Origin of the sequence: Microbulbifer sp. A4B17, assembly GCF_003076275.1 — a bacterium.
Classification (GTDB): domain Bacteria; phylum Pseudomonadota; class Gammaproteobacteria; order Pseudomonadales; family Cellvibrionaceae; genus Microbulbifer.
Genome location: NZ_CP029064.1, coordinates 4087102 through 4100680, shown reverse-complemented (window position 1 = coordinate 4100680; position 13579 = coordinate 4087102). Strand labels below are relative to the sequence as shown.

Annotated in this window: 9 protein-coding genes; 3 read left to right on the top strand and 6 right to left on the bottom strand. The window is 45.1% G+C overall.

The features are described from left to right. Window positions 1-513: 513 nt before the first annotated feature. Window positions 514-1467 carry a hypothetical protein gene (locus BTJ40_RS18055; RefSeq protein WP_157954148.1) on the bottom strand — a complete coding sequence of 318 codons (954 nt, stop codon included), beginning with the start codon at window positions 1465-1467 and terminating at the stop codon, window positions 514-516. 878 nt (window positions 1468-2345) lie between these two features. Here BTJ40_RS18055 and BTJ40_RS22630 point away from each other — a divergent pair. Further along, the gene (locus tag BTJ40_RS22630) at window positions 2346-4784 is read left to right on the top strand and encodes a glycoside hydrolase family 19 protein (RefSeq protein ID WP_108734374.1); all 2439 of its coding nucleotides are present in this window, start codon (window positions 2346-2348) and stop codon (window positions 4782-4784) included. Window positions 4785-4911: 127 nt separating this feature from the next. Here BTJ40_RS22630 and BTJ40_RS18045 read toward each other — a convergent pair whose 3' ends face one another. From BTJ40_RS18045 to BTJ40_RS18030, 3 genes are all read right to left on the bottom strand, one after another. After that, a complete protein-coding gene (locus BTJ40_RS18045; protein WP_108734373.1) occupies window positions 4912-6135 on the bottom strand; it encodes a hypothetical protein in 1224 nt (407 codons plus the stop codon). Window positions 6136-6976: 841 nt separating this feature from the next. Continuing rightward, window positions 6977-7648, bottom strand: coding sequence for a hypothetical protein (locus tag BTJ40_RS18040; RefSeq protein WP_108734372.1), 672 nt, complete (start codon window positions 7646-7648; stop codon window positions 6977-6979). A gap of 401 nt (window positions 7649-8049) precedes the next feature. Then, the gene (locus BTJ40_RS18030) at window positions 8050-8241 is read right to left on the bottom strand and encodes a hypothetical protein (RefSeq protein ID WP_108734370.1); all 192 of its coding nucleotides are present in this window, start codon (window positions 8239-8241) and stop codon (window positions 8050-8052) included. Window positions 8242-9133: 892 nt separating this feature from the next. On the opposite strand from BTJ40_RS18030, the gene BTJ40_RS18025 reads away from it, so the two are divergent. Continuing rightward, window positions 9134-10513 carry an MFS transporter gene (locus BTJ40_RS18025; RefSeq protein WP_108734369.1) on the top strand — a complete coding sequence of 460 codons (1380 nt, stop codon included), beginning with the start codon at window positions 9134-9136 and terminating at the stop codon, window positions 10511-10513. A 433-nt stretch (window positions 10514-10946) separates the two neighbouring features. Next, complete coding sequence (locus tag BTJ40_RS18020; RefSeq protein ID WP_108734368.1) at window positions 10947-12107, top strand: NnrS family protein; 1161 nt, start codon at window positions 10947-10949, stop codon at window positions 12105-12107. A gap of 54 nt (window positions 12108-12161) precedes the next feature. Here BTJ40_RS18020 and BTJ40_RS18015 read toward each other — a convergent pair whose 3' ends face one another. Then, a complete protein-coding gene (locus BTJ40_RS18015; RefSeq protein WP_108734367.1) occupies window positions 12162-12584 on the bottom strand; it encodes a GFA family protein in 423 nt (140 codons plus the stop codon). Window positions 12585-12623: 39 nt separating this feature from the next. Then, entirely contained in the window at window positions 12624-13415 is a 792-nt protein-coding gene (locus BTJ40_RS18010; RefSeq protein WP_108734366.1) for a PhzF family phenazine biosynthesis protein, read from the bottom strand. Window positions 13416-13579 lie beyond the last annotated feature (164 nt).

Below are 13579 nucleotides of genomic sequence, written 5' to 3'. Positions count from 1 at the left end.
GCTTAAGAATAAAATTGCAAACAAGCTATTCTGTCACGTTAAAAGTCATTTATATAAAGTTGTTGACGTTATTGTTGATGTCTAATTTGAAATTATTAGGGAATGGTATTGTGCGTATATTACCCATAGCGCCAGAGGATTTACTGGCTAGATAAAGAGTCCATACCTGCGTCGGAAGATCAGGGGTAAGTGGTCAAGCAATAATTTACCCGTAAAGTCGCTATTAGGACTGTTGTAGGTATATTGGAACGCTGGGGTTTCACGTAGCAGAAATTTATAAATGTACTTATAGACGTATCCAGCTCGTGTAAAATTTTGGATGTGCGAGAACTCAGAAGAAGTAGATAGAGGTGAACAAAGTAAAGGCTGAAATCTGATGTGTGTAGTGTAAAATATCTATAAAATGCTCCTAAAGGTGCCCGCTGGCAGTCTGCTAACGGGCAATTAAAGGTTGGATTAAACTTTAAATTACTGCTTAGTCTCAATGATTGATTAACAGATTTTGAATATTTGTTACTGGGATATCATCCCAATATTGCCATTACCTATCTGATTGGCTGTGATACTTCCACTCGTTTCACTTTGTGAAATTTCGATAAAGTTATCTATCCCATTTTGTTGGGCCAGGGTAGAGCTGGTTGCACCATCCTGGTTGGCAATAACCTCATTAAGCATGCCATTCTGTATCGTATTCACATTCATAAACTCCCCTTCTTGCTGAATAGATGAGAAGTTATCAGATCCATTCTGACTTGCTAGTGCGTAGCTGTTTTCATTAAATATTTGTAAAAGAAAAGCAGTATTGGCGTCGCCGCTCTGAGTGATTTCACTGATAAGGGATTCGCCAAAATTCTGTGCACTGGAAGCTTGGTTTCCTGTTCCACTCTGTGTGACCGTGGCGGTGTAAAAAGCACCGCGTAGTTGAATAACATTACCATCATTCAGAACCCCAGTTTGGAGAAGTGTGCCAGAATGGAATTCACCGCTGGTGGCGCGAACAAAACCCATATTGCTTTGTCCAGATTGGAACAGGTAGCCAGTATCATTAACTGAGTCAGACTGGAAGAGTTCGCCATCATTCAGTTGGCCTTCCTGATAGATCTCTCCAATAGTGTTATTTGTGATCCACTGTGTGCTCAGTGCAATTTGACTGTCTCCCGCCTGCACTATTTGCACCATGGTTGAGCTGCTTTCCTGTTGACTGGCGGAGACGTCATTGTTGTCACCGCTTTGAACTTGGAGTATTGAACTCATAGAAGAGTTTACAATTTGCGTTGCCTCGGCAGAATTGCCATTTCCTGTCTGTGACTGTTCTATTAAATTATTTTCAATGGTTGGATCGGACTGGTCGGCAGTCGCCAGATTACCATCGCCGTTTTGTTCCACTGTGGTAGTACTACTATCGGTGTGACCGACAGTACTTACTAAAAGAAGAATGATTGTAAAAAGGATATGGTAGAGCTTCACAAGAAATCTCCCTTTTTTGATCATGTTAAGGCGGTTGCTGCTAAAGTCGCAGGGATTCAGTTTGAATTGGCTATGGGCTGAGCTGCCGCCTGTTTGGTCTTATTACTGCTGATATTGCCGATTTAAAGTGTAGCTATGAATCAGGAGGAGTACCATAGGAGAGAAGTACTCTTAACCTGAGAGTAAAGTCACCTGCGAAAGCCAGCGGCGCTTTTTGAGATTTTATTTTTACTGCTTAGGCACAGAAGGTTGAGAATATATTCTTACACTGTAGCTAATTAGATGCCTTGGCTGATCTAAGGTCACTATTGAGTTTTTCTAAGAATCATATGCTGGCCAGGTATACTCCTTAACCTGGTATCTTATGTAGCCTTTGAAATTATTTCCCATAAAGGTTCATTAAGTTGAAATTTAGGTCTTTTATGGTGAAATTTTTGATACTTTTCACCTTAATTTCTCACATTTGTTTACTTCCTCACGATAGCTGTGTCGATATGGTCATGAAATATTCTACTTGAGTCTGGAACCATTCCCTTTCGTATTTATCGAACATGCAGTGTACCTATGGGGTTAGATGAACAGCGTACAGAAATAAAGTCAGTGTTTGTGAGAATTGTTAGAAGATGCAGGGGCAGTTGCATCCAACCGAATAGATAAAAACGGGGGAAGGAAGATTATTCCTTTCTGTCTAGAAAAGCCTGGCATTGAAAGTGCAGATTCATGCTACGAATGGGCTCTTTATTTACTAACACTTCCCGTTACAGATTATTCACATGAGTTCTTGATCTTCATTTTTGGAATTTATACCTGTCAGTTTGGTAGGTGTCTCATCGCGTAAAACTTTTAATAGAACCCTAAAAACGATAGTTGGAGATTCTATGAGCCATATTTTTATTCGCACAGCCATAGCATCAGCATTGATGCTTGGGGGCCAGGGGGTAGGTGCGGCACAGCCAGCCGATGATTACGTTGCGGGGCAAAGTTATACCGGTGGCAGCCAGGTTTGCTATGAAGGAAACCTCTATAAAACTCAATGGTGGGCAACGGCCTCTCAAATTCCATCAGATGCCCTGACATCTGAAAACCGCTGGGATTCTCCCTGGATTCTGGAGGCGTCTGGTGCTTGTGAGAGCAGCGGCGATAATGATTCCAATTCCGGTAATAGTGATAATTCAGACTCGGGTGATGACAATACAGACTCTGGCAATAACGGAGGCACGGATTCGGACAACAGCGATAATACAAATTCCGGCAATGGCGGAGACAGTGGTGGTTCCGATGACTCCGATACTTATATCTCCGGTCAAAATTATCGTAAGGGCGAGGAAGTTTGCTACGACGGCGACTTGTTCATTGCCCAGTGGTGGGCCAATGGTGATGACCATCCCACAGATGCATTAACGGCGGAAAATACCTGGGGCTCTCCCTGGCTTCTTAAAGAAGCGGATGGTTGCTCCAGCAGTGGTGATTCCGACGATGATAACGATACCGGTGGTGATAGCGACGATAGTGGCAACAGCGATAATGATAATAGTGACGACAGCGGAAATGACTCCGATAGCACACCCATTACTGTCAGTGCTTCAGCGTCACAATCCCAAATAACTGGTGGCGGTATTATCACACTTGACGCGAGTGCCTCTGGTGGCGACAGCAATCTATCTTATAGCTGGGCCCAGTTGTCCCCGGCCTCTCCTGAAGCGGATATTGCTTCCGCGACCAGTGCATCGACTTCCGTTACCTTGCCTTCCAGCACTTACGATGTGAGCTATGTCTTTAGCTTGATCGTCAGTGATGGCGAGATCACAGAAGAAGCGCAGGTAACCGTTCAAAATCTCGCATTGGATGACACTGATGAAGATGACAGCGATGATAATACCGATGGTTCTGAAAGCTCAGTAACCGCAAATATTTCAGTGTCCAGTATCAATGTTGGCTGTAGCGGAACGGTTACCCTAGATGGTTCCGGTACCACCGGTGGTAGCGATATCTCCTATATCTGGAGTCAAACCAGCGGCCCGGTCGTTAAGATGAGCAACTATACCGGCAGCTCTACCTCCGTAACTCTGTCTGAAGTTTACAGCGATGTAACCTATACCTTCCAGCTGACAGCTTCTGACTCCACTCAAGCCAGTGATGTGGCTGAAGTGTCTATCAGTCAGGACGGTTGTGCTTCAGCTGATGGCTATGTAATGGGGATCAGTGAACTGGAAGCTGCTGAAGAGTCGATTACCAGCGGCGATTCCTTGCTGGAGGAAGTCAAGGATACTGTTGAGACTCGGGATAACGCTGTTGTTGAGGCGGTACAACCCGGCCGCAGTGCAAACCCTGAAAACGTCCTCCGGGTTGAGAGTATTTTGTCCGAAGAAGACTGGGATTATCTTTTCGCTCTTAGAGCGGAAGAGTATACCTACACAAATTTTCTCCGCGCCGTAGCCAAGTTTCCCGCATTCTGTGGTGACTACACTGATGGTCGCGATGCCGATGCTATCTGCCGCAAATCGATGGCCGTAATGTTTGCGCACTATGCCCAGGAAACCGGTGCTCATGCGACAGGCTGGGAGGTACCGGAATGGCGCCAAGGTCTGTACTGGTTACGTGAAATCGGCTGGACTGAGGATACTTCCGGTGGCTATGGTGCCTGTGATGCCAGCAGTAGCTGGGCTGCCGAAGCATGGCCTTGTGCGATCAATGATGACGGCGGCTACAAGAGCTATTTCGGACGTGGTGCCAAGCAGTTGAGCTGGAACTATAACTACGGTCCCTTCTCCCAGGCGATGTACAGCGATATTTACACACTGCTGGAAGCACCTGAGCTGGTAGCGGATACCTGGTTGAATCTGGCCAGCTCTATTTTCTTCTTCGTCTACCCACAGCCGCCCAAGCCGAGCATTCTGCACGTGATTGATGGCACCTGGGAGCCGAACAGTGTGGACTTGGCGAATAACCTCACCGCAGGATTCGGTGTCACGACGAATATTATCAATGGTGCGATCGAATGTAGTTCAGGTACCGAGGACTACCGCTCCCAGTACCGGATCGAGTACTACCAGAGTACGGCTGAATACTTCGGCGTAGAAATTCCAGAGGATGAAGAACTCGGTTGTGCCAATATGGGGCAGTTCCAGACCGGCGGTGCGGCATCCCTGGATATCTACTGGGATAAAGACTGGGGTTGGTCGGCGGATACCCCCAATAACGAGAGCTACGCGTGTCAGTTGGTGAATTACCAGACCGCTTACTCAGCGCTGAATGAGGGCGACTATGCCAAGTGTGTTGAGGGTAACTTTGATATGACCATCGATTACCAAGACTAAAAATCAGGGGGCTGAATAGCCCCCGCTCAAACCCTTTCAGTGACCTGGTTCTCCCCCGCAGCCAGGTCACTTTTTTATTAGTGCCAGAGTTAACACTGCCCCTATTTGAAGTCCCTTAGTGTTAAAACTACTGCATAACGCTGACAAAGTTTGAGCTGCCTATTTGAACAGTAAAGGATGACTGGTCTACTCCGGATTGTGATATTTCCTTATAGTGCCCATCGCCGATTTGTAACAATGTTAGGGTGTTACCTAAACCACTCTGAGCAATTACGGCTTCATTGGTTGTGCCAAATTGTGCTGTTGTTGCATTGAGGAGAGTGCCGTCCTGCTGGAGAGTGACTGAGTTGCTAGAGCCGAACTGGGTAACTGTCAGATTTACATCAGCTCCCACCTGGTCTGTAGCTGTTGAGTTTTGGTCTCCGGCTTGAATAATAAGTGCGCTGCTAAGATCGGTACTTTGATCGGCTTCGACACTATTTGCCGAACCTGCCTGGGTTACAATTAAAGTACCATTCTCTGAAGTATTCTGGTTGGTTGTGGCTGTATTCAGTGTACCAACCTGAGCGATAAAAACAGTATTAAAATTGCTGACATCTTGTGTCGCTTCTGCTGAGTTTTCCGCTCCAGCCTGAACTATCTGGGCGCTATCTGCTGCGGCATCTATTTGATTGATTTGAGCATCATTATTTTCTCCAAACTGGCTAATGAAGGTAAAAGAATCGGTGACACTCAGTTGGTCAACCCTGGCCGTATTTTGAAGACCTACTTGCAGTAGGGCTGCGTTGGGGTTACCACTAGCAAGCTGGAGTATATTCCCAGTATTTAAGCTTCCGAATTGCTGTAAAGTACCTGATCCAGAATTTAGGTTTTCCTGATAGATCTCAGCAGAGTTCTGCGTGCCTACCTGTGTAGCCAGTGAGAAAATTGCGTCAGCCACCACTTGCTGTGAATTGGCAGTGTTCGATGTACCTAACTGGTTTACGGCGAGTATGCTGTCGGTGACAGTCCCTTGACCGGCATTAACGCTGTTATTGGTCCCAAGCTGTCGAGAATTTATCTCGCTACTGGTTGTATTCTCTTGGGCCGTTTCACTTTCATTGGCATCTCCGATTTGGAGTTGGATAATGGTGCTAAGGAAGGTGCCGTCAATTTGCAAGGCGTCTGCGCTATTATTGACACCGATTTGGGTTTGAATAATTGTACTGTTGTTAACATCTGATTGAGCATTATTGGCTGTGGCAGTGTTGCCAACACCAATCTGCTCCTGGATAACAAAATTATTGTCAGCGATGGCCGTGTAGCTAATGGCTAATGTAAGAGAGGTGAGAGTGAAAGCTGAGATTTTCATACGATACTCCTTGACTACAAAATCTCTAAGACGGGTATTAGTTGTAACTAAAATCCCAATAGGTCATTAATACATGTCGCACTATACTCGGTGGGGCAATTGGGTCAGTAGTATGTCTATACCAGCTTGGCTTTAAATGGCAGTATTTCCCATTTAGCTATGTCCAATGGTAGCTTGGGGTAATAATATGTGGATGAGAGTGTCTTCATTGGATAACTCCTTTACTAACTTTGACTTCTAGTAATGGGGAGGTAGCAGGTGCCTTTAAAATCCATCTAAAGACATAGTATTATCCTTGGATACCTTAAATAGAATGAGCAGTAAACAGTATTCTGAGTTTCTGATAGAGGTTAATGCATAAAAAATATCACTTTACTTCATGATGATACGGTTTAGAGATCATAAATCTGATAAGTTCTCTAATCATAGACTTTCGAAGCAATATCAATCAACGATTAATAGTATTTTTGTCGATAAAGCTGCAAGTAGCTATAGGAAATAAGTGTGGCAATATTGGGAATAAAGTAGGATTTCAACTTTTCCCTTTCTAGGATCAGTAATTACAGTTTGCGTCATATAAATTAAGGTACGTACTCCGATTAAAGGGAGTGTAGTAATATTTTCCTATAAATCATATTCTTCACCATGATTAATATCCATTGGCTGGTGTTAAGTAGGAGGCTAATCGATTCATAATCAAAGAAGGGAATGCATCTTGGACGCTAACTATGAGATATCGATATTGAATATCGGTTGTCCTGTATTAATAACAATGTATTCCCAGTTTTTGATTATTTACAAAAGCTTTTTGATATTGAATCAGGTTTTACTCCGATGTAGCCTATTGCATAATGTTTCCGGTATTGTTGTCTCCAAGCTGTGTCACGGTGGCTGAGGCTGAGAGATTTGTTTGCATGGCTTGTAGTAAATTATTATTACCAATTTGTGTTAGCGCTGCCATACTACTCATGCCGGCCTGATTAAGATCGATTTCATTAAGCATACCACTTTGGTTTGTGTCGGCAGAGATTAAGTCACCATCCTGAATAGTGGAGAGCAAATTTTGCATGCCCTCTTGTGTCCCCAGGAGGGTGTTTGATAATCCTGTCTGGGAAGCTGTTGCTATATTTTGCTGGCCAGTCTGAAAAAGCGTTAACATCCCTGAGTCGCTCATAATTTGAAAAGCAACTGCATCGTTAGCAATGCCTATCTGAGTGACCTCTACGGTACCGTTGCTACTGGAAAAATGGCCCATACCTCCAATAATATTTTGATCGCCGATTTGGGCCGCAGAGCCGATTACATTGGAACTTGAAATTGCCTGCACACCACCTACTAAATTATCATTCCCTATTTGCTGGGAAAACGAATGGCTTTGTGTACTGTCAAGTTGGCTTGAGCCTCCAAGGTTTGAGTTCCCGATCTGATTAATAAAAGTACTACCAAAACTACTGTTTGAATTACTGGTTCCCCCCAAATTATCATTGCCGTTTTGAATAGCTGTACTTGTCATAAAGTCAGAGTTGTCGAACTGGGAAATTCCACCGTTGTTAAGTGATCCAGTTTGTAAAACTAGGGAGGTGTGTTGTTTGTATTAAGGCTTGCAGATGCAGAACCAATATTTTGAGATCCATCCTGGCTAATAAATATGGAATTATTATTTGAATTATTGAAATGAGAAGCTGCAGATTGATTATCAGTACCAATCTGAACGATATTTGTGCTATTTAAACTGGAGTTAAAATTTACAGTCTCAGTGAAATTTATGTCACCGGTTTGGGAGACAAAGTTGGTGTTATTAGAGTCACCAAGCATACTGGATGTAACTTCGTTAGTATTACCCATTTGTAAGGTTGTCAGCGTTGTGCCAGTACTATCCTCCTGGCTTGCTGTGGCTAAGTTTCCATCTCCAAACTAGATCTGAATAATCACGCCATCACTGCTGTTAATGATCTGTTCCGCCTCTGCGGTGTTGTTATCACCATTCTGGGTTTGTACGATCAGGTTATTTGTAACGGTGGGGTCACTTTGGTCTCCCATAGCAGTGTTGCCGTTGCCGGTTTGGTTGACAATATAAGTATTACTGGCCTGTGCTACCTGTATCATGGCTAGAGTTGACAGTCCAGTGATAATGGATTTAATTTATCACGGATAAACTCCTTTACAAATTGCAGTTAAGTTGGGACTGAAGTTCCTGAATGATTAGATTTGCGGATCACTATTACTTCGTTTTTTTCAGTTTTTACTGTTTCTGTAAAAAGTTCTTAATAATTGTTGGATCACTTTGCCCCCCCCATTACAGTATTGCCAGTGCCCGCTTGATAGATAAGATAGGTACTGTCTGCTTGTGCTAAGTCAGTAATTTCTAGGGAAGAATAAGTGATCGTTAACAGGATGATTTTCACAAATATTCCTATATTTCAATTGGCTATTTATGGCTGCTGATTGGAGACAGAAAAACTCCTATATTTCGCAGATGAAATCTATATTGATACCTGCTGTCAGTGTGTCCTGGCAAACTGCTGCCAGTTATGTAGGGAAAGTACAGGGTTAACTTGATCAGCCCTGAATGATGGGAGGAAGTAGTGAGACTGCTTGCTTGCACTGGCTCCAAGCCATTATTGTTGGCATTAATACTTGGCTATGCCTGGGCAGTGATCCTTAATTTATCTTTGAGTAATACCTCCATGACTCAAAAAATTTTGTGCTTGTTCCTACTGTCTTCATGCCGGCGGTTTGCCTCATTTAAAAAATGATAATGACACGTAAAAACAGGTGTCGATAATATCTAGTCCTAATTTGTTGAAAATAGTATTGCCAATAGGCGTTGTTAGTTGTATAGGATAAAAGCACTCAAATACTAGTAATAAAGTCTGTAGGAAGTTATCGTTAGTATGGCTGTTAAAGAATGCACGCTAAAAATTCTAGCGGTTTAGATCTAATTGGTCCAAGCTTCTATTTCAGGTACTGCGTTTATAAAATTTGAAGTCCTGTTTATATGGCAGTCTCAAAGACCCCGCTATCCAGATCACAGATAATTGGCCTGACAGCCTTGTCGTTTGCTGTATTTTTGGTGGCCAATGATTTTACCGCCTTCTCTGTTGCTATTCCCGCAATGGAAAAGCATTTTAATGCTGATATCTCCACTCTTCAGTGGGTGCTAAATGGTTATGCCCTGGTGTTTGGTATTCTTATTGTTACGGGCGGACGTTTGGCGGATATGTTTGGTCGGCGTCGTCTTTTCTTTATTGGAACTTCAATCTTTGTGTTCTTTTCTGTTATGGGTGGTCTTGCGGTAAATGAGTGGATGTTGCTAGGAAGTAGGGCATTGATGGGGGTTGGTGGTGCCCTGATGTGGCCTGCTGTTCTTGGAATGACTTACCAGATTATGCCAGAAGACAGGGCGGGGCAAGCGGGTGGTTTGATAATGACCGTATGTGGTTTTGCAAATTCAGTTGGTCCATTGCTGGGTGGGTTTTTTACAGATTTTTTCAGTTGGCGCTGGATATTTTTTATTAACTTTCCTATTGCTTTGGCGGCGATGTTAGTCGGCTGGAAAGTTATTGAAGCTGATAAGCCGGCCGAAAGAAATAAAAAAGTCGACTACTTGGGGATGGTTTCCCTATCTATTAGCCTTTTAGCACTAATGCTGTCTCTGGATTTTGTTATTGATGTAGGCTTTGGAAGCCCGTTAGTTATCGGACTCTTTGTAACTTCAGTTTTATTTTTTCTAATGTTTGCCTGGATAGAGCCCCACACCCGCTCGGATCCGCTTATTCCATCAGACGTAGCTAGCAATTGGCACTTCTTTAGTATTGCTTTAGTTACATTATTTTTATCGGTCACTTTCGTATCTATGCTCCTCTATATACCCCAGTTCCTGATTAAGGAATTGAGCTTTTCTGCGGTGTGGTCCGGTGCCGGTTTGCTGCCGGTTATGGTTACCTATGCGGTGGTATCTTATATCGCGGGATGGCTTTATGAAGTTATGGGGGCCAAAATGATTTTAGCTGCCGCAGCCCTTTTTTTAGGGTTTGGAATGTTTTTGCTCTCCGGGTTAATTATCCACGATCGATATCTTCACCTGGTTCCGGGGATGCTTGTTTTAGGTGTGGGCTTGGGTTTGTATTTTCCCACCATAACGACTACTGCTGTTACTGTATTGGGGCCCGCTAGGGCAAGTTTAGCGGCGGCATTAATTTACATGTTCCAAATTGTTGGTGGAGCTATTGGACTGGCAATGAACACAACTGTTGTGGCAATGGCTCCGGAGCTGTCTGAAGGAATTGATCGGGCATTTACGGTCAATGCATGTTTGGCCGCTGCAGCACTCATCGTGAGTTTGCTTTTTGTGAAGGGAAGTACTTCCCAGAAATAGCAGGCCTGTGCGATACTTCAAGTGCACTTCATCTCTGTCACACTTTATCCCTCTAAATAATGGAAATAACCCTATAAAATATGGGGTTTTTGTTTCTCCTTTACACGGATAAAAATTTTCTCGCTACGAAGAGATTAATTCACAGACTGCTCATTTTTTTGTTAACTATTTTTGTTAATTGAGTAAGAATAGGGTTCTTTCCCAATCCCTGGAAATGGAATCTCGGGCGATATCCCGCACTGATGCGGATGACTGAAAAGTCGGTGCTTCCGCTTAGCTAGCGGCGCCGCCGGACAGATAAAACCTCTGTGTCCTGCTTTTTATAGGACGCCTTTGATTCTCCAAACAAAGCAGGCCTGTCGGGGTGGTCTTGTACTGCGAATTATTTGAGTAGGGAGCCTGGCTCTCCCGTAGTTGGTAAGGAGAATGGATTTTGATACCTATTGTTGACCGCGCGCGTGCGGAGTCTATTGCACCTATCTGGCGTATGCCGTTTCGCCCCTTTTTCTGGGGGGCGGCCCTGTGGAGTATGGTTGCCCTGGTGATCTGGCAGGGGCAGCTGCTCGGTTGGCAAATGCCGGCATTTCGTATGGGAGTAGTCTGGCACTCCCATGAGATGCTGTTCGGCTTCGCGGCTACTGTTGTGGTGGGATTCCTGGGAACAGCCATGCAAACCTGGACAGGTATACCCTCTCCAAAGGGAACCCAGCTTATTGCTTTGGTCGGCTTGTGGCTCTTGGCTCGTCTGGGCTACCTGTTGGCGGCAGTCCCTATCTGGATGCCGGTGATTGCTGAAGTGTCCTTTTTCCTGTTCTCAGCCTTCTTGCTTGGAGCCCGGGTGCTGAGAACCAAGCAGTGGCGGAATATGTTTGTCTTGCCAGCGATGCTGATGTTTGCTGCTTTATCGGCCAGTCATTGGCTGGTGCCGGCTGCTCAGAGCCGCATTGCCTTGCTGGCTCTACTGCTGGTGACTGCAATTATTCTGGTGATTGGCGGGCGTGTTATCCCATTCTTTACTGCGCGCCGCTTCCATTTGAGTCCCAAGGATAAGCTGCCGGCTGTGGAGTGGGGTACCCATGTTTCTGCAGTAGGCTTATTGCTGTCTGTGGTTATTGGTTTGCCACAAATGGTTTGGGCCTTTTTTGCTTGCTTCCTGGGTATTTTGCAGGTGATTCGCGTGGCGCGTTGGCACCCCAGCAAAATATGGTCAGAACCTATGGTTTGGTCCCTGCATGTGAGTTATTGGCTGGTTATTTTGGGTTGTTTCCTGGCCGCTCTGGCGTGGAGCAAAATTGCGCCCTCCTGGCAGAGCCCTGCCTTACACGCTTTTGCCGTTGGTGGTATCGGTGGGTTGATTTTATCGATGACCAGCCGTGTCAGCCTCGGTCATACCGGCCGAATACTGAAGGCGCCTCGCTTGATGCCTTTGGCTTTTATAGCTCTGGCGTTGTCCGCGCTCGCACGTGTTTTTTGGGCACCCGCCCCGAGCGGCTTTCTAGCTGCAATTATTGCCTGGGTGATCGGTTATACACTTTTCCTACTGTATTACACTCCAGTGTTATTCCAGCCTCGTGTTGATGGTCATCCCGGCTAAGAGTTTTTATCCAGTCCCGCTGTTAACAGTTATGGCAGCTGCGGGACTGTGATTCTAATCTGAATCGACCTTGTCCATTTGTGGAAAGGTATCAACTCGTGGAATTCCTTCAAGATCCTGATCCCACTCGGCTTTACTGGCCATAAAAATATGGGCGTTAGGTTTTATTTCTATCGGGCTGTCCAGGCTACCGGCTGGGACTGCCAGGTGTCCGAGTTCTTTATCCTCCAGTGGCAGGGCCGAGCCACACTCTGTACAAAAACTTTTACTGTGTCGGGTTCCTGCCAGTTTAAAAATTTTGCTGGCCTCACTACCGGCCATCCACTTGAGCTTAGCTGTAGAGGAAAATAAAGTGGCGGCGTGGGCAGAGCCGGTGTCCTTACGGCAGTAGCCGCAGTGGCAGAGAAAAAAGCCCTCAAAGTCTCCGTCGATCTCGTAGCGTGCGGTGCCACAAAGGCAGGATCCTGTTTTGTTCATCAGTCCTAGCTTCCTTTCAGTAGATATGCGGTTTATTGTTTATACCTGTATTGTGCCTTCAAGGTAGGGTACTGCTTTGCCTGAGATAATGACCCTGTTCCCGGCGATAGTGCAATTCATCAGGCCGCCGCGCGTGGAGGCCTGATAGGCGATCAACTCTTTCTTATCCAGAATTTGCGACCAATAAGGGGCGAGCCCTGTGTGAATAGAGCCGGTCACCGGATCTTCGGCACCACCATTGGATGGCCAGAAGTATCGGGAGATAAAATCGTACTTATCGGATTTTGCCGTGACGACCACATCGTAGGGGGCGAGCTTTCGCAGGCTGCTCGCATCCTGCTGTACATCTAATACCTCTCGCTCACTATCGTAGATGGCAAAGTAAGCTTGGTTGTTAAGTAACACCTGGGTCGGTGTTATTGAAAGCCCCTCCAGTAATTCCGGTGGTATGCGATCTACAGGCTGCGGCTCCCTTCGTGGGAAGTCCATGGAAATAATTCCATTTTCTCCTCGGTTTATTGTCATTTTTCCCACAGCGGTCGCATGGAACTGGAGTTGCTCGCATTGAGGGTTTTGAGAAAAAAGAACATGGGCTGAGGCCAGGGTGGCATGACCACAAAAATCAATTTCCGTTAACGGTGAAAACCAGCGAATTTTATAACTGGCGTCTGGGCGTTTTACCAGGAAAGCGGTTTCGGAAAGATTATTTTCTGCGGCGATGGACTGCATTAAATTTTCATCCAGCCAATCCTCAGTAACAACAACTCCGGCTGAATTTCCGTGAAAGACTTTGTCGGTAAATGCGTTAATAAAATGAATTTTAAGTTCCATATTTGAGCTCCATGGTGCTCCAGTTTTTTCGGGAGCGCTGGTGGCGGGATTGATATCTTATACTCCTAAAGTTCACCATTTTATACCTCTGTAGAGCAGCTTGGGATTGGCTTTAACCTGATCTGGATCAGTTTATCCCGGGTGTAAGTCAATAGAGTGACTTG